This window comes from Chitinophaga ginsengisegetis (genome assembly GCF_900168065.1).
Lineage (GTDB): Bacteria > Bacteroidota > Bacteroidia > Chitinophagales > Chitinophagaceae > Chitinophaga > Chitinophaga ginsengisegetis.
On the sequence record NZ_FUZZ01000001.1, the window covers coordinates 1,614,451 to 1,633,313 of the forward strand.

Annotated in this window: 12 protein-coding genes; 6 read left to right on the plus strand and 6 right to left on the minus strand. The window is 47.2% G+C overall.

The window, feature by feature from the left end:
• Window positions 1-59 precede the first annotated feature (59 nt).
• The 3 genes from B5Z18_RS06380 to B5Z18_RS06390 all read left to right on the plus strand — a co-directional run bounded on the left by B5Z18_RS06380 (window position 60) and on the right by B5Z18_RS06390 (window position 6,029).
• Window positions 60-647 (plus strand): DUF445 domain-containing protein, encoded by a 588-nt coding sequence (locus B5Z18_RS06380; protein WP_079468540.1) that lies wholly within the window; start codon window positions 60-62, stop codon window positions 645-647.
• A gap of 167 nt (window positions 648-814) precedes the next feature.
• The gene (locus tag B5Z18_RS06385) at window positions 815-3,391 is read left to right on the plus strand and encodes a TonB-dependent receptor (RefSeq protein ID WP_079468541.1); all 2,577 of its coding nucleotides are present in this window, start codon (window positions 815-817) and stop codon (window positions 3,389-3,391) included.
• A gap of 169 nt (window positions 3,392-3,560) precedes the next feature.
• A complete protein-coding gene (locus tag B5Z18_RS06390; protein WP_079468542.1) occupies window positions 3,561-6,029 on the plus strand; it encodes a TonB-dependent receptor in 2,469 nt (822 codons plus the stop codon).
• 51 nt (window positions 6,030-6,080) lie between these two features.
• Here the strand turns inward: B5Z18_RS06390 and B5Z18_RS06395 are convergent, their stop codons facing one another.
• Window positions 6,081-6,734, minus strand: coding sequence for a protein-L-isoaspartate(D-aspartate) O-methyltransferase (locus B5Z18_RS06395; protein ID WP_079468543.1), 654 nt, complete (start codon window positions 6,732-6,734; stop codon window positions 6,081-6,083).
• Between the two features lie 124 nt (window positions 6,735-6,858).
• Here B5Z18_RS06395 and B5Z18_RS06400 point away from each other — a divergent pair, with 124 nt between their 5' ends.
• Window positions 6,859-8,583: a phospho-sugar mutase gene (locus B5Z18_RS06400; protein ID WP_079469994.1), complete on the plus strand. Its 1,725-nt coding sequence runs from the start codon at window positions 6,859-6,861 to the stop codon at window positions 8,581-8,583.
• A gap of 102 nt (window positions 8,584-8,685) precedes the next feature.
• Window positions 8,686-9,624 carry a DUF2279 domain-containing protein gene (locus tag B5Z18_RS06405; protein ID WP_159454211.1) on the plus strand — a complete coding sequence of 313 codons (939 nt, stop codon included), beginning with the start codon at window positions 8,686-8,688 and terminating at the stop codon, window positions 9,622-9,624.
• Between the two features lie 4 nt (window positions 9,625-9,628).
• Here the strand turns inward: B5Z18_RS06405 and B5Z18_RS06410 are convergent, their stop codons facing one another.
• A complete protein-coding gene (locus B5Z18_RS06410; RefSeq protein WP_079468545.1) occupies window positions 9,629-10,126 on the minus strand; it encodes a phosphoribosyltransferase family protein in 498 nt (165 codons plus the stop codon).
• Between the two features lie 126 nt (window positions 10,127-10,252).
• Between B5Z18_RS06410 and B5Z18_RS06415 the strand changes: the two genes are divergently transcribed.
• The gene (locus B5Z18_RS06415) at window positions 10,253-11,569 is read left to right on the plus strand and encodes a 4Fe-4S dicluster domain-containing protein (RefSeq protein ID WP_079468546.1); all 1,317 of its coding nucleotides are present in this window, start codon (window positions 10,253-10,255) and stop codon (window positions 11,567-11,569) included.
• A 76-nt stretch (window positions 11,570-11,645) separates the two neighbouring features.
• Here B5Z18_RS06415 and B5Z18_RS06420 read toward each other — a convergent pair whose 3' ends face one another.
• Genes B5Z18_RS06420 through B5Z18_RS06435 form a run of 4 tightly spaced genes read right to left on the minus strand, consistent with a single transcriptional unit; the run spans window position 11,646 to window position 18,863 of the window.
• Window positions 11,646-13,052, minus strand: coding sequence for a PKD-like family lipoprotein (locus B5Z18_RS06420; protein ID WP_079468547.1), 1,407 nt, complete (start codon window positions 13,050-13,052; stop codon window positions 11,646-11,648).
• A gap of 15 nt (window positions 13,053-13,067) precedes the next feature.
• Complete coding sequence (locus B5Z18_RS06425) at window positions 13,068-13,907, minus strand: DUF4843 domain-containing protein (RefSeq protein WP_079468548.1); 840 nt, start codon at window positions 13,905-13,907, stop codon at window positions 13,068-13,070.
• A 10-nt stretch (window positions 13,908-13,917) separates the two neighbouring features.
• A complete protein-coding gene (locus B5Z18_RS06430) occupies window positions 13,918-15,372 on the minus strand; it encodes a RagB/SusD family nutrient uptake outer membrane protein (protein WP_079468549.1) in 1,455 nt (484 codons plus the stop codon).
• Window positions 15,373-15,383: 11 nt separating this feature from the next.
• Window positions 15,384-18,863 carry a SusC/RagA family TonB-linked outer membrane protein gene (locus B5Z18_RS06435; protein WP_079468550.1) on the minus strand — a complete coding sequence of 1,160 codons (3,480 nt, stop codon included), beginning with the start codon at window positions 18,861-18,863 and terminating at the stop codon, window positions 15,384-15,386.

The window sequence follows — 18,863 nt, forward strand, 5'->3', positions numbered from 1 at the left end:
CATTTACTTATTGCCTTCCTATTTTTTACATTTGTAACATCTGAAAATCAATTCATTCAATGATCTTTTTCCTTCCCCTCATCGCTGCTGTCATCGGTTGGTTACTCAATAGCCTTGCTGTTACCCTGCTTTTCCGCCCGTATAAACCCGTTAACATAGGCTTTATCACCCTGCAGGGATTGTTCCCAAAAAGACAAACACACCTGGCCAACAGCATCGGGGCACTGGTAGCACAACAGTTTTCTTTTGAGGATATCAAAACCAAAATGACGGATCCGGAAAAGATCAAAAAGATTATTCCACTCGTAGAAGCACACCTGGACAGCTTCCTGCGGGAAAGACTACCCAAAGCAATGCCCGTACTCTCCATGTTCATCGGCGATAGTATTGTAAACCAGATAAAAACCCACCTGGTAGCAGAACTGGACACCCTCTTTCCCGTACTGATCCGCCAATACCTCGATAACATAGAACAGGACCTGAACCTGGAAAAAATGATAGCACAGAAAATTGCCGGTATCTCCGCAGCACAACTGGAAACCATTACCCACAACCTCCTCAGCAGGGAACTAAAAAGTTTTAAACTCCTCGGCGCCATCAGCGGACTCATTACCGGGTTAATATGTATGGCCATCTCCCTCTGGTAATACGCTGAAACACACCTCTGTTAACTACTGTTAAGACCTCTTAGCGCTTATATTTGCAATTTCCTGCGCGTAATAATTCCACTCATCACAATCTCAAACCATTCATACCTGTACCCCGATACATTTGTCCTTATCTGAGAAGAAAGTCCGGATAAAAAACTATAAGGATGAAAAAATGCTACGCAGTTCTTGCTGGTATACTTTTGTGGCAGGCGCACACCTTTGCACAGGCGCCCGGAGCTACAGCCCCTCGGCAGGCACAAGGACAGGGACAACAGGGAAGACCCAACATGCCTCAGATTGGCCATTTATATGGCAAACTGGTGGATGCTAAAACAGGGAAAGCAATAGAATATGCTTCTGTTACTTTATTAAGGCAGAAAGATTCCTCACTGGTAACAGGCATGCTCACCAAACCCAATGGCGACTTCAGCCTGGAAAATCTGCCCTTCGGCCCCATGATACTACGGGTGAATTTCATGGGCTACACTAACATGCAGAAAAAAGTAACCATCACACCACAGGCCACTGAACAGGATCTTGGCAATATCAAAATGCAGCAGAACGTAAAAACACTGCAAAGCGTGGAGATCACCGGGCAAAAAAGCGCCTTTGCGATGGGCATCGATAAAAAAGTATTTAACGTAGACAGGAACCTCACCAGCGTTGGCGGCACCGCACAGGACGTACTGAAAAATGTACCATCTGTGAATGTAGACCTCGATGGAAATGTTACCGTGCGTAATGCTTCTCCCAATATCTTTGTAGATGGCAAACCCTCTACACTTACCCTGGATCAGATTCCCGCAGATGCGATAGAAAGTATTGAGCTGGTTACCAACCCCTCTGCCAAATATGATGCAGAAGGCATGTCTGGTATACTGAATATTGTACTGAAGAAAAACCGTAAAGCCGGCTTCAATGGCGCCGTGAATGCAGGTATCGGCACAGGTAATAAATACAACGGCGGCGGTAATATTAATATCCGTCAGGGTAAATTCAATGTGTTCGCCAACTATAACATCAATGCCAATCAGAACTGGGCAGATGGTACCACCAGCCGCAGCAACTACAGCAACGGCCAGAAGGCAGATACCAACTTCCTCTTCCAGAACAGCAACAGCACCAGCAAACCGCTGTTCCAGTTCGGACGGTTCGGATTGGACTATATGCTCGATAACAGGAACACCATCTCCATCTCACAAAATATTGTGGCCGGCGATTTTAAAAACAACGAAGACCTGCGCAGCACCTTCTCCGATAAGGATCACGTGATAACCGGTATCAGCGACCGCCTGAACAATAACGACTTCAGCTTCCGTAACTACACTACTGCACTGAGTTTCAAACATACCTTTGCACAACCGAATAAAGAATGGACCGCTGATATCAACTATAATAACAGCAAAAATAACCGCAACGGCGACTATCTCACACAAGCGCAAAACGCGGCTGGATCGCCACTCGGACAAGCATTGCTGCAAAACAATACCACCAACGGTAAAACCACTTTCGTTACTTTTCAAACAGATTACACCAACCCCATCGGGAAGAATGGTAAGCTGGAAGTAGGCGCTAAAGCTACTTTGCGTGATTACACCAGTTTGTATAACGTGTACGACAGGGATACTACTACCGGTGAATTTGTCAACAATCCGCAGCTCTCCAACAATTATAAATACAATGAAGAGATCTATGCCGGTTACGCCAACTTCGCCAATACCATTGGCAACTTCGGCTACCAGGCAGGCTTACGTGTAGAGCAATATGTGTATGCAGGCGAAAATGAAGGCACTAAGTACAAGCCCACCAAAGCAGTACCAGGCTTCTTTCCCAGCCTCTTCCTCTCCGAAAAATTAAAGAATGACCAGGAGTTACAGCTGAACTATTCCCGCCGTGTAAACAGGCCCAATTTCTTCCAGCTGATTCCATACCGCGATTACAGCGATCCACAGAATCAACGGGAAGGTAATCCAAACCTGAAACCGGAATATACCAACAGCTTTGAGTTTTCATATGTAAAGAACTGGGCCAACAGCAACTTCCTCGGTAGCGTGTATTTCAGGAATACGAACGATATGATTTCCACCATCAGCACACCCATCGGCGCGGATACATTGCTCACGCAGTACATCAATGCCAACAGGAGCAACTCTTACGGTGCGGAGCTAACCATGAAAAATCAAATCCTGAAAGGATGGGATCTCACCACCAACGTGAACCTCTATCAAACAGATATGAAGGTAAACGCCAATGGGCAGAACTATGATAACAACGGCTTCAGCTGGTTTGCTAAAGTAAATTCTGAAACAAAATTACCAGCCAACTTCACCGTGCAGGTGAATGCCACCTACCAGGCGCCTACTATTGCACTTCCGTCATCCGGCGGTGGTGGCGGCGGCGGTCGTGGTGGCGGAGGAGGTGGATTTAACCAGATCCCAAGTTCCGCACAGGGTACCATCAAAGGTTTCAGCACAGTGGACCTCGCAGTGAAAAAAGATTTCCTGAAAAATAAAGCCGCTTCTGTAACACTCAGCCTATCTGATATTTTCAATACCCGTCAGTATGAGCTGAACCAGGCGTCGCCGGAGTTTGCACAGGATTATATCCGCAAACGTGAATCCAGGATACTGAAACTCAACTTCAGCTACCGCTTCGGTAAGTTTGATGCATCGTTGTTTAAAAAGAAAAAGAAAGACTCCGGAAACGATACACAGATGGGCGATCCCATGCAGAGTTTCTAAAAACATACTAAAGAAGGTGAATGCAAACCACAGGCCGGTTAGTAGTGCTACAACACTCTGCCGGCCATGTTTTTTTAGCTACCACTCATCATATTTCGTGAATGTTTAAACATACGCCTATTACTTTTACGCTGTTGTTGTATCATTATTAAAGTTGCTAAGTCCACGCATGCGAAATTTTTTCTCACTCATGGTCGTGCTGTTTGTTGCGTCGTATAACGTCAACGCACAAACGCCAATCCCCACAAGCCTGAAGGTAACAGGAAAGGTAGCGGATATTGTTACCGGGAAACCTATTGAATACGCTTCTGTGGTACTACTGAAACAAGTAGATTCTTCTATGGTTACCGGCGCTTACACCACTCCCACCGGCACCTTCTCACTCAATAATATTACGCCAGGCATTTATGTTGTCCGCATCACTTTTATGGGATACGAAAAACTGGAAAAAGCCGTAAGGGTTACAGAAGGAAAAAATACGCTGGCCGGCACACTCCGCCTGCAACCCGCCGGTAAAGTGCTGAATGCTGTGGAAATTAAAGCAGAAAAACCAGCCTTCTCCATGCAAATAGACCGGCAGGTATTTGATGCCGGTAATATGATCAATGCAGAAGGAGGAACGGGAACGGATATACTAAAAAATATCCCCAGCGTGGATGTGGATATCGATGATAACATTACGCTCCGTGGTAAAAGTGTTACTATTTATGTAGATGGTAAACCCTCTCCTTTCGGGGATGCTAAAACAGCCCTGCAAATGATCCCCGCGGAAAGCATCGACCGGGTGGAAGTGATCAATAACCCTTCCGCGAAGTTTGAAGCCAACGGCAGCGGTGGTATTATCAACATTGTACTGAAAAAAGATAAGGCCATCGGCTACAACGTAATGTTCAACGTAGGCGGCGCTACCCGCGGGGAAGGCTTCGGAAGCGCTAATGCCAGCTTGCGTATGAAACGGTTTAACTTCTTCGCCAATTACAACGGTCGCTACGAACAGGTAAACGGCAGCGGAAAAAGCTTCCGCCAGAATCTGATCGCAGACAGCAGCGATACGTGGTACTTCTCCCAGATCAGTAAAAATGAAAACAGGAACACCAACAACGGCGGCCGCTTCGGATTCGATTACTTCATGGATGATCACAATACCTTCACGCTGTCGCAGGGACTGAACTATAACTACAGCCAGAATGAAGACAACATCCTCCTCAACTACATGGACCAGAAAATGGAATCCCTGCGTAACGGGGAACGCGCCAATAACAGCTATAACCGCGGCAATAATAAAAATACCAATCTCAGTTATAAACATACTTTCGATAAGCCCAACCAGGAACTCACGGCCTATATCAGCTACAGCGGCAATAACAGCAGCAGCGGAAGCAACTACAATACCCAGTATCATATTGCATCCGTTGATACGCTTCCCAACGCCGATAAACAAAGTAATAAAGGGAAAAACGGCAACCGCTTCTGGAACCTGCAATCGGACTACACCTCTCCGCTTGGTAAGAAAGGTAAACTGGAAGCCGGGGTGAAAGCCACCATGCGGCATATCGACAATAACTACGTAGCCACCTTGTTCGACTGGGATGAAAAAGATTATGTGATCAGTCCCACGCTGTCCAATAAATATGATTATGAAGAAGACATTTACGCCGGCTATCTCAATTTTGCCAACGCCATTGGCAACCTCGGTTACCAGGTAGGCGTGCGTGCGGAACAATCGCAGCTCAAAGGATACTCGTTTACAAAAGATACCACGGTGAATAACCGCTTCTTTAACCTGTTCCCCAGCATATTCCTCAAATACAATATGCCGAAGAACCAGAACCAAAGCCTGGTGTTCAACTATTCTACCCGGATAGACCGGCCCAACTTTGATCAGCTGCTGCCGTACATCAATAACTCTGATCCGCAGAATATCCGCACCGGTAACCCGGAGCTGCAGCCGGCTCTGTCGCATAAGTTTGAGGTAAGCTACTCGGTATATTATCCCAAATCCAATAATTACCTGAGCACCAGTACCTATTTTGCTCAAACAAATGATAACATAGACCGTATCAGCACCCTGGATACCATTTCCGGCGTTACCACCACCAAACCCATGAACCTGGCCACCCAGCAGAATATGGGCGGAAATGTGTCTTATAGCTTAAATCTTACCAAATGGTGGAAAGTATGGGCCAACCTGAATGTAGAATACAGCAAGCTTACCAGCATCGCCGTCAATAATGAAAACTTCAGCTACGGACTAAATGGGAATACACAATTTCGTTTACCCGGTAAGTTTAGTGTAGAGTTAGGCGGTCATTTCCGCTCTCCGCGCATTCAGCCGCAGGGAACTTTCAAAGCGATGAATGGGATTGACCTGGGAGTCCGCAAGGAGTTGCTGAACAAATCGCTGGTGGTGGCCCTCAATATCTCGGATCTGCTGAATACGCAGCAGTTCAGCTCCCACTACGAAACCAATACCTTCATCCAGGATTACGACCGTAAAAGAGCTACCCGCTTCATCCGGCTGAATGTGCGCTACCGTTTTGGCAAAATGGACCCGAACCTCTTTAAGAAAAAGAAACCACAGGAAGAAGAAGAAAAACAGGAAGAAGAAAAGCCCAGAGAGGGCGCGGGACGGCTTTAATAATAAAATAAGACAGGATCATATCAGTGCAGGGGCTTCATCTCCCCTGCATTATTTTTTTCCGGCCAGCATGGGTACAAAGGAAAAGTTATCAAATAACTCCTGCTCATTCTCTGTTTCGCTGATTTTGGTGATCCGCAGCATACGCTGTACCTCCTGCCCGCCAACGGGAATCACCATTTTGCCACCGATCTTCATCTGTTGCAGCAATTTTTCAGGGATATAAGGAGCTGCCGCCGTTACCAGCACCTTATCAAAGGGAGCATAGGTCGACAATCCCTCATAACCATCTCCGTAAAAGAAACGGAGATTGCGATACTGGGCTTTGAAAGGAAAACTTTTTACCTGGTCAAACAGCTTCCGTTGCCGTTCTATCGTAAATACATTGGCTTTCAGCTCGGCCAGTACACATGCCTGGTAGGCGCTGCCGGTACCTATTTCCAGTACTTTTTCATAGGGTTTTACCTCCAGTAGCTGCGTTTGATAGGCTACCGTATACGGCTGCGAAATGGTTTGTCCCTCCCCGATAGGGAAGGCCCTGTCGTCGTAAGCTATACTTTCAAAAGCCGTATCCAGGAAAAAATGCCTGGGAATATTGCCAATAGCTGCCAGTACGTTTTCATCTGTAATACCTTTCTGACGGATACTATCGACTAACTGTTTACGTAATCCTTTTTGTTTATAAGTATCTTCATACCGCCTCATGGCCGCAAAATTAACCAATACAAGGGATTTTCAATGTATTTTGAAATCTGTAATTTCCAACATTCATTTTTTTATTTTTACTTTACAATCCATTTTAGCATTTACGGCTCACAAAAAAAAGACCATGGATATAAATATTCAAAGCAAAGTAGCGCAATGGCTCAACGGTAATTACGACGCTGAAACCGTTGCCACACTGAAGAAAATGCAGGAAGGAAACCCTGATGACCTTAACGACGCTTTTTACCGTAACCTCGAATTTGGTACCGGTGGCCTCAGGGGCATCATGGGCGTTGGCACCAACCGCATGAATAAATATACTCTTGGAATGGCCACCCAGGGCTTCGCCAATTACCTCAAAAAAACCTTTACCGGTGAAATTAAGGTAGCCATTGCACACGACAGCCGCAATAATGCCCGCTTTTTCGCGGAAACCGTTGCCAACGTTTTTGCCGCCAACGATATTAAAGTGTTTCTTTTTGAAAGCCTCCGCCCCACCCCGGAACTGTCTTTTACCATCCGTCACCTTAAATGCCAGGGTGGCGTAGTACTCACCGCCTCCCATAACCCGAAAGAATACAACGGCTACAAAGCCTATTGGGACGACGGCGCACAGCTGGTGCCACCGCACGACAACAACGTGATCCGTGAAGTAGAGAACATCGCTTCCCCGGACGAGGTGAAATGGACCGGTGGTGAAGCCAATATCACCCTCATCGGTAAGGAAATAGACGAAGCATACCGCCAGGAACTGCTCAGCCTGTCCATCAATCCCGATATCAACAAACAACAGCACGATCTTAAAATAGTATATACGCCTATTCATGGTACCGGCATCACACAGGTGCCCCAGCTGCTGGAACAATACGGCTTTACCAATGTAAACATTGTCCAGGAACAGGCTACACCGGATGGAAACTTCCCCACCGTAGTATACCCTAACCCGGAAGAATCGGAAGCCATGAGCCTCGGCCTCAAAAAAGCCAAGGAACTCGATGCCGATATCCTCCTGGGTACCGACCCCGACGCCGATCGTGTAGGCATTGCCGTGAAAGACCTGAAAGGAGAATGGATCCTGCTCAACGGTAACCAAACCGGCGTACTGCTGTTTAACTACATCGTGGAAAGCCGCAAAAGCAAAGGACTCGCCAAAGCAAACGACTATATTGCCAAAACAGTAGTAACATCCGACCTGATCGATGTATTTGCCGCCAAAAACAATATTACCTGCTATAACGTACTTACCGGCTTCAAATGGATCGCTGACCTGATCCGCCGGAAAGAGCCAAAGGAAAACTTCATCTGCGGAGGTGAAGAGTCCTATGGCTACATGATTGGTCAGAATGTACGTGATAAAGACGCCATCGCCTCTGTAGCCATGATCTGTGAAATGGCCGCCTACGCGCGCAGCAAGGGTAAAACCCTGTTTGAACAGCTGATCGACATCTATGTACGCTATGGCTATTACATGGAAAGTTTGATTTCTATTACCAAGAAGGGAATGAGAGGCGCTGAAGAAATCGCTGAAATGATGCGCGGATACCGCGAAAATCCACCGGTTTCCATCAACGGCTCACCGGTAGTAACTCTTTACGACTACCAGCTGCAACAGATCAGGGATATTAAAACCGGCGACATCAAATCGCTGGACCTCCCGAAATCCAATGTATTACAGTTTGTACTGGCAGATGGCAGCAAAATATCCGCCCGCCCTTCCGGTACTGAACCAAAAATCAAATTCTACTTCAGCGTAAATGCGCCTTTAGCCAACGCAGGTGACTACGACAAGGTGACCGCTGAACTGAATCAAAAAATAACCGGCATTATTCAGGATCTGAAACTGAAATAACGCCCGTCATCTGAAAAGATGATAAAAACCGGGAATGTTGAAAGAAAGGACTCCTCCGGAATTTCCCCCTTTCAGCATTCCCGGTATTGTTTAGCTACCCATATGAAGAAGCCTCTGCTTATCCTGATCCTGTTACTGCCGTTTTTCAGCAGCATGGCACAAAAAAAAGTGCCTTTCTCCACTATACCTGATACTACCATCCAATCACGCGTATGGATCCTGAGCGGCGCTACCACGGCCCTTTATGGCGCAGGACTCGCAGCACTCAACACCGCCTGGTACAAAGGCTATCCCAGGGAGGGGTTTCATTTTTTTAATGATATGGGTGAATGGAACCAGGTGGATAAGACCGGGCATATTTTCAGCGCGTACTTCATCGGGAAATACAGCCGCGAAATGTGGCGCTGGTCGGGACTGCCACGAAAGAAACAGATCTGGATCGGCGGCCTGAGCGGATTTGCCTACCAGTCTGTTGTGGAAGTACTGGACGGCTACTCTTCTGAATGGGGGTTTTCCTGGGGAGATATGGGCGCCAATGCTATCGGGTCGGCCCTGCTCATCAGCCAGGAACTGGCCTGGAACGAACAACGTATCCAGCTGAAGTTTTCAGCGCATCCACAAAATTATGATGATCCCGTATTACAGCATAAGGCAGATCAGCTTTTTGGCACCACCTTCTGGGAAAGAACCCTGAAAGATTATAACGGTCAAACGTACTGGTTATCCGTAAACCTTTACTCCTTCCGGAAAGAAAGCCGGCTCCCCAAATGGCTGAATATTGCCGTGGGGTATGGTTCACAGGGGATGATAGGCGGCCGCGATAATACCTGGACAGATGAACACGGGATCTACCACGACTATAGTCAGCTCCGTCGCGTACGGCAGTTCTATCTTTCCCCCGATGTGGATTTTACCAAAATACCCACACGGAAAAAAGGCGTTAAAGTAATATTCCAGGTATTGAATATGCTCAAGTTTCCCGCCCCTACCTTTGAAATCAATTCAAAGGGGAACATGAAATTACACGCAGTCTATTTTTAATCGCTTATTCAAAATAAGCGGAAACAATCTCTTCCCCGTTCATTTCTACCAGCACCATGTCCTGCAGGGTGGTTGCCAGTGAATATCCTACAAAGTCGACGGATAACGGGAAGGATTTGTGCTTACGGTCTACCAGTACGGCGGTCTGGATTTTTTTGGGGAGATATTTCAGCAGCGGTTTCAGGGCGTACAGCATGGTGCGGCCGGAGTTAGCCACATCATCTACCACCACTATCACTTTATTATCGAAGTCTATTTCTTCAGATACCACTACTTCACCGGGATGCTGCTTATCCAGGCGCAGTTCAATAATATGGATTTTCAGGGGAGATATCTCTCCGAGGATAGCGGCCAGTTTATGGGCTATGATCACGCCACGGTCCCAGATACCGGCCAATATGATATCCGTGCCATCGCTGTTATGCTCATAGATTTCATAAGCAATACGCTCAATTTTCTTTTGAATGATATCCTGCGTTAGAATGATGTTCCTGCTTTCCATGGTTGCAAAAATAAGCAATTAGCCATTAGCAGTTAGCACTTAGCAAAAAAATCAAATACACTAAACCTTAACCCCTAACGGCTGATAGCTAAAAAAGACATAAATTAGGGAGTCAAATCTGAGCTAATGCGAATTGTACAAGAATTATTATTTGTGATCCTATTCGGAACAGCGGTATATCTTTTTGCCCAAAAGGCAAGCCGGATAAGGAAAAACATACTACTGGGGCGCGATAAAGACCTGAGCGACCATCCGGATCAACGTTGGAAAAACCTGCTGCTGCTGGCTTTTGGTCAGAAAAAAATGTTCCGTAACCCACTGGTAGCTGTACTGCACTTTTTCGTATATGCCGGATTCCTGATCATTAATATTGAAATACTGGAAATCATCCTGGATGGTATCCTGGGCACACATCGTTTATTCGTTCCCGTATTGGGCGCTGTTTACCCGGTGCTGATCGGCTTATTTGAAGTGCTCGCTGTACTGGTAATTACCGGATGCGCCATCTTCCTGGTACGCAGAAACATATTAAAGCTAAAACGCTTTATGAGCAAGGATCTTAACGGGTGGCCGCGTTCAGATGCCAACTATATCCTGATCACCGAAATTGTGCTGATGCTGCTGTTTCTCACCATGAACGCAGCCGATCAGGCATTACAGGCGAAAGGCGCCACGCATTACATAGCTACCGGCAACTTCTGGGTTTCAGGCATGTTTGCGCCCATGCTCAGCGGCATGTCCGATGGCTCACTGGAAGTACTGGAGCGCAGCTGCTGGTGGCTGCACATCGCCGGTGTACTCGCTTTCCTGAACTATCTCCCCTACTCCAAGCACCTGCATATTATCCTCGCATTTCCCAATGCATACTATGCCAGCCTGGAACCCAAAGGTGAAATGGAAAACATGCCTGCCGTACAACATGAAGTACAGCTGATGCTGCAACCGGAGCTGGCTGCCAACGCTCCGGCCTCCGATACTATGCCTAAGTTCGGCGCCAAAGATGTAATGGACCTCACCTGGAAAAACTTGCTGGACGCCTACAGCTGTACGGAATGCGGCCGTTGCACGGCTGCCTGCCCGGCCAATATCACCGGCAAGCTCCTGTCGCCCCGCAAAATAATGATGGATACCCGCGACCGCCTCGAAGAAGTAGGCCACAACATCAAAGCCAACGGCGGCGCCTTTAAAGATGATAACAAAGCCCTTTTACGCGATTATATTTTAGAAGAAGAACTGCGCGCCTGCACTACCTGCAACGCCTGCGTACAGGAATGCCCTGTAAGCATTAACCCGCTGGATATTATCCTCCAGCTGCGCCGCCACCTGGTAATGGAAGAATCCAGCGCCCCGGCAGAATGGACCGGCATGTTCAGCAACATCGAAAACAATATGGCCCCCTGGAAGTTCAGTATGGACGACCGGGATAAATGGACCGGAGAATAAAGATCATTAAGCATATAAAAAGAAGAAGCCGTCATAATTGACGGCTTCTTCTTTTTATGCAATAGGGACTCATTCATTAATTTGCTCTCACAATCACATCCTTCGGCGCTCCCGGAATACCATCCACTCTCTTCGTTGTTTCTCCGTTATGCCCCGTGCCTGTATTCAGGTAAAAAATACTGCCTCTCACACCTACCAGCAACTGGTTGCCGTTATCCAGCAGTTTCAGCATGGTAATGGTTTGACCGCTGAAAGAAGTGGCCATTTCTTTCACATCTTTATTCAATGGGTTATACCGGAATACTTTATCTCCCTGCGTGAAATAAAATACCCCCACCGGCGACTCGGCCCAAAGTGTGGTGGCATTGATCTTATCTGCAATCACCGGTTTCCTTTTTTCCAGCGCGTGGAAAACAGGATCGCCACCGGTTCTGAACTCCACGCCAAAGCGCAGTTCCCTGATCTGGCCAACACTGTCGCAGAAAGCATAACATTCGTTGTCTGAAAAACGACCCAGGTGCAACATATCCATCTTCAGGTTCTTAGGGGTAAATGCAGAATCTTTTACGATGTAGTTGGTATCAAGATAGTTGCCCCAGTCCATCCGCACCAGCTTCCGCTTCGTTTCCTCAAAGCCCACGAAATAACCCCGGTTATCAGGGTCGCTCGCAATAATGGCCGGAGACAGGCTATAGGTGCCGGAAAGCGGGATGCCCATAAAACCGTAATAGGTGGCAAAAGGCGCCGTTTCTGTAGCGCCGCGGTATAACTTTTTGTTGATGATACCTACGGGCACACCAAGACTCGAAGGAATAAAAGTAGATACCTCCAGCAGCCCCGGATCGGAATAAAAATTCTTCGCCAGCGTTCTCAGCTTGCTCAGGTTATTAGGATCAATGTAAACGCCCCCCGTTTTAAAAGTAGCCCAGTAACCGGTAATAAGATTACCATAGTTGACATTTTTCATCATGGTTAGCTGCAATGCGCCACCAGGAAGGGTATCGTGATTAATATTGGTGTATACATCAGCTTGTACCGTACCATCTTCCTTAATAAAAGATATTTTGGATGCCGTTACATCATCACTCAACACCACTGTACCACGGGTAAAGGTAGCAGTACCATTAATCACAAATTTATAATAGTACTTCATGTCGGTAATACTATCATACACAATATACATCGCGGGATAGCGCGAGGCGCCCAAACCAAATACGATGCGCAGCTCCTGGCCGGTATAATCCTGCGTACCCATCTGGCCGGGAACGGAAATTTTCCACAATCCCTGGTACTTTGTATTGCCGGAGGCCAGCACCACCTTCGGGGATATGATAAAGCTATCCCCTACAACCGCCGTGTAAGCGGTATCCAGCCGGGTGATTATAGGTTCGGGAACCGGGTGATAATCGTAATTGCCTTTGTCTTTATAGCAGGCGGTAAATAATACCAGGATGCCAATGATATATAGAAATACATGTTTCATGTGTATAGGTTTTTGTTATTGTGGTACAATCCTGTTCCCGTTTTCGTCATGGAAATAATACCTGCCGTCGGCCGCACTGTATTCGAGCGGGTATTTTTTATTAAGATTACCGGTGTTATAGAAATAATAAGTACCGTTTGGTTCCTGTCCTATCGCATAACCCTTATCCTTATAATCAACGGTGCGGGCAATGGGATCCATCATAAATGCACGGAACTGCCGCAGGTAAAACAATGTTTTGGGAGTGGATTGCCAGTCGGAATTATCCAGTTGTAACTCCGTAGTGCCGGAGGTACGGATAAACAGTTCATGCTTCACCCGGGAATAAACACCGAGGTCGCCTTCCCATACTACCCACCACAACGGCTGTTCCAGCCGGTTTGAGAAAGTAATCTTGGCGGTATCGTAAGAAGGGAAGTCATTGCTAAATGCGGAGGAAGCACTGATCTTCAGTTTAATCACCACAGAGGTGTCCAGCAACAGCGGATCACTTCCGTAAATGATCAGCGGCAGATACGCCTTACCTGAATCGGCCGGGATCTTATACGCTGTGTCCAGCGCTTTGTAATGCAATCCGGCGGTGGCGGTGGAGCCATTGGCAACTACGGTTGCTTTAAACCACCTGTCGTACGGCACCCGCTCGCCGGAAATCCTTACCGGTAGTAAAAGGGTGTCTATAGATATTTCCGGGAAGAGGGCAAAGGAATAAAAGAAGCTGTCTACCCTGGTGCTCTTTACATCATCTGTAAAATCAAAATAAACATTACTGTTCTCACGGAACACCAGATCATCCTGCTTTTTGCATGCTATCAGCAGGATCCAGCTGAACATGCTTATCGCTGTTATCTTTTTCATGTGCTATATTTTATCGGTTACCGTATGCGATTTCATCATCAGGAAGCGGCAGTACAAACACGCCATCGGAGGCTGCCACCGGCTTGCCGCCTAATCCCAGTATGGGTCTGTTTAAGCGTTTGTACATGTAGAACAGCTGTCCTTCCCCGTACAATTCTTTGCGCGCTTCTTTCAGCAGTTCGGTATAAAAGCTGTTGGCATCAGCGGGACCACTGTATGGCCCGATACCGCGGTACAGTCGTACTTCATTGAAATATGCCCAGGCTTTATCCGGAGCCGTAGCGAAAGTGCATTCCGCCGCGATGTAATAAATTTCACTGAGCCGCAACGCAGGTCCCATCAGGTAATGAAGATTATCATCCGTGCGCTTGTACTTTTCCAGTTGCAGGTAAGTAGTACTGTTTACGGATTGCTCGCTGAACCACTGTTTAAATCGGAAGTCCTCCCCGCCTATTCCGGCTACTTCATAAATGTTTTTGCCTTCTGTGCTGGAAATAAACAATCCTTGTCCGTTACCTTTCCGGAACTGGTCGTTCATGGCATCTTTCCGGTTGGGCATATAATAGCCAAAGATGAGTTCCTTATACAGGATCCTGTCTTTCTTTGCATCGTTGCCATTCATGAAATCCTCCTGGCGGGTCCAGGGGAATTTCTTTGCATTAATAATTTCCAGGGCATTCTGTAACGCGTGTACCTGGTCATTTTTATAGAGATATACCCTGGCCAGTTCACCGCATACTGCATAATAATTTAAACGGTGACGGCGCTGCTGTACAAACATTTCCCCGTTGCCTTCTGTACTGGAATCCCTGATCATATATCCTACTTTATAACCTGCATTCAAGATCGGGTCCACGCCACGCAATATTTCTTTTGCTGCGGTGAGATCTTTGATCACAGAATCCAGCAAGGCTGTTACAGTTTGCATAGGGGCAGCATCTTTGGAAAACTCCGTTACATAAGGCACGCCCTGTGCGGCCGGCTTGCTGGCAAAGGAAGGGGCAAACAGGCGGAGCGCATCAAAATGGCACCAGGCCCGCATTGCCAGCGATTCTCCTTTAATGAGACCGTAGTTAACACCCGACAGGATACTTTTTTGCTGGTCTACTTTAGCAAGAATTAAATTGCTGTTGGCAATCACTTCATACAATCTTTGCCAGATCTTATCTTTCCTGCCTATCAGGCTTTTATCTTTATAGTTATAGATAGCAGCCTGCCGGTAACCACCTCCATCAATAACAGGAATAGCATAGTTTTGCGCCAGTACATCCGGCAAACCACCCATCAGTTCCTTGCCATAGATCTCTTCATTCAAACACAGGCTGTAAAGGCCATTCAGGGCATCTTTAAAGCCATCTTCGGTTTTGAACAGCTCATCCCCGGATACTTCCGAAATCGGTTTTATATCCAGCCATTTGCTGCAGGAGGTAGTGAGTAATAAAATGAGGACTAAATACTTCTTCATATATAATGATTTTAGAACCTTGTTTGAAGTGAAAAAGTGAAGCTCCTGGCAAACGGGTAGTCAATACCTCTTTCTGCCTCTACGGTAGACCAGTAGCCGATATCATTCATGTTAAGCGAAAAACGGAGGCTTCTCATCTTCAAACGGTTGTAGAATGCTGCGGGCGCTTCATAAGAGAGGTACAGCGATTTAAATTCCAGCCTGTTTTCTTTTTGTACAAAACGGGAAGAGGCCCTGGTCATTGACTGATCAGCAATGTTTTTGTAGAAAGTAACATCGCCCGGTTGCTTCCACCTGTCAGTTAACACGCGGGAGTCTACGTTAAATCTCGGGTCTGCATTTTCCACGCGGTCCAGCAGCGTCTGGTTGTAGTAGTCGCCGCCAAACTTAGTGTAGAAGCTCACTTCCAGCATCCAGCTTTTATACACTACATTACCGCCGAAGAACCCTTCCAGCTTGGGTGTCTGATCTCCTACCGGCACGGTATTCTTCACATCGTATACGTAGGTTTTGGTACCATCGGGATTCAGGAAAATTTCCTTGCCATTTTCAGGATCAATCCCCAGCGATCTTACCGCGTAAATGGTATTCATGGATTGTCCTTCTTTGTAACGCAGCAGCGATAAAGATTTCAGTTCATCTTTTTCATTCTGTTGTTTATCGATATCATCGTTATAGGCTTTCAGCGCATTGGATATTTTGGTGATCACGTTGGTGTTATGCACCATGTTTACCCAGAGGTTTGCAGACATATCGCGGTTACGGTATACGTTTCCACGGATGTTAAACTCATATCCCTTATTCACCATTTCTCCCAGGTTCTCTTTATACTGGTAAAAGCCGGTGGAAGGCGCTACGTTGATATCTGCCAGCAGATCTTTTGTGCGTTTATAATAATAGCGGGGCGCTACATATAACCGGTCGTGGAACAGGCCCAGTTCTGCACCCAGGTCGTAGTTTTGTGTGCGCTGCCATTTCAGGTTGGAGTTGCCATACGCTTTAAAGTGCGCACCTACGCCGGTAGAGTACCAGTCGCCGGTATAGTATTCATAAGTAGTATTGGATAAATAGGCCGGAAAAGATACTTCACCCGTTAAACCGGTAGTGGCTCTCAGTTTCAGCTGCGATACAATGGTGTTACGCAGAAACTTTTCGTTGTGCAGGTTCCATCCGAGTCCGTACGACCAGAAAGGCGCCATGCGTGCGTCTACCCCGAATTTAGAAGATCCGTCTACCCGCAGGGTAGCATCCATCAGCAGGCGGTTCTGGTAGGAGTAGTTAATACTTGCCAAAGCGCCGGCCAGTCTTTCTTCATACGTTTCGCCGGTAGGCGCTTTGTCTCTTTCGTATGTTCTGGCAAAGGTGATATCAGTAAACCGGTCGTTCGTAAACCCTTGCGCTTTAAAGGTTTTCAGGGAGTTTTTAGCTTCCTGCATATTTAAACCGAGTGAGGAGTTAAAGAAGTGGTCGCCTATTCCTTTGTTGTAATTCAATACCAGGTTACCATTGTACTGTATCTCATCACGAACACCGAAAGTGTAGGTACCACGGTCTTTCAGGTCATCGCCGGTTTTATCAAAGAACTCGTTGCTATAGGGAGACACGAACTGATCGCCGGTAGAGCGGCGTTTGGTTAAACTCAGATCACCGCGGAGTCTCAACGTATTCGTGATATTATATTCCGCAGAAAATGCGTCTGTAAACTCCAGGTATTCAGATTTGTTGAAGCTGGCCAATGTGGCTTCATACATGGGATTCAGCACGGTGTTGAGTTTCATGCCATTGGTCTGGTAATCGGGTACATTCCATTTATCCAGTTCCCGCAGCAGTCTGCCGGTAGAATCAGTTTTAGGAAAATAGGGGTTCATGCGGGCATAGGTGGAAAACTCGCCGTATGGGGATTCCCGGCCGTTTACCTGTGAAATAGTGAACTGGTTGCGGAAAAGTATCTTGTTATCCTTCAGGTTGTATTGCAGGTTGGTAGCAAGACTGTAACGGTCGCGTCCTGATCCTTTCATCACCCCTGCATTGGTTTGATAACGGCCATCGATAATATATTTGAGCGACTGTGAGCCTCCTTCCAGCGTAACGGAATGTTTGTGACCCAGATCGGTGCCGAGCGGCTGGGACAGCCAGTAGGTGTTTACGCCGGCCAGTACATTCCTGCGTTTGGCGTAGTACTGCATTTGCAGTTCATCGCGCCCCTGTCCTAATGCGTTTTCGTATACCCCTGACAGTTTCTCGTATTCCAGTTTCTGCTCACCGTTGAGCAGGTGGTATGCCGTGAGGTCTGGTGTGGTGACGTTCAGTTCATAGCCATAGGTGAGCGACAGCTTGCCTTCCTTTGGAGGGCGGGTAGTGATCACCAGTACGCCATTGGCGGCACGGGAGCCGTATACCGCGGTGGCTGCCGCGTCTTTCAGCAGGGTTACCGCCGCAATCCTGTTGGGATCGAGGTCGTATACCGACTGTACCGGAACGGGGTAACCATCAATCACAAACAGTGGCAGGTTGGGTGTGCTGTTGATCTGGTTGCGGGTGAGTTCCGTGGTTTTGCCGGTGGGCAATGCGGTGGTGCCTCTTACATTGATGTTGGGCAGGGCATTGGGGTTTGATCCGGAGAAGTTGTTCTCCACGAGTTTAAAAGAAGGATCGAAAGATTGAATACTGGCCAGTATATTCTGAGGGTTGAATCGTTTTAGCTCTTCTCCCGTAATAGTAATAGCTGATCCGGTGAAATTATCTTTCTTGATATTCTGATAACCGTTTACTACCACGTCTTTCAGCGACTGCATATCGGTAAGCAGGGTAACGGAAATGGATGTACGCTTTCCTGTTTTTATTTCCTGTGTTTTATAGCCGATGTAGCTGAATACCAGTATGGCGTTATCGGGAACATCTCTCAGCTCAAAGCGGCCGTCTGCATTGGTTTGCACGCCATTGCGGGTACCTTTCACCACAATGGTTACGCCAGGGATGGGCACGCCGTCTTCCTGTGTCACCTGTCCTTTCACCGGCGGACGCACGGGTATTTCCTGTACCGGCGCCGGGGCGGCGGTTACCACAGCTGCTACAGGGACTGGAACAGGTGTTTGTTGTTTGGGAGCGGGAGCCGTTTGCTGCGGCGGATCTTTCCGGAAAATGATATAATTATCTGCGCCGGCTTCTTCTACCTCCAGGTTCAGTGGTTGCAATAAACGTTGCAGGTAAGCCTGCATTTTAATAGCTGCTGCTTTTGGCGAAGGAACCGTTGCTTTCAGGTCTTTGATGGTGTTGCCCGTATAGTTAATACGTATTTTATACCGGTCTTCCAGTATCGCAATGACCTCCTTCAGGGGAAGTGGTTGCTGCTGTGTAACCGGACGGGTAGTGGCGTACAATACATCATGTTGACGGTGCAAAGGCGCCGCTGTAGCCGGCGACACACAAAGCTGTATCAGCAGGGCCATAGCCATGCTTCCGCCAACACGCCTGGCGTAAAATTCTATCAT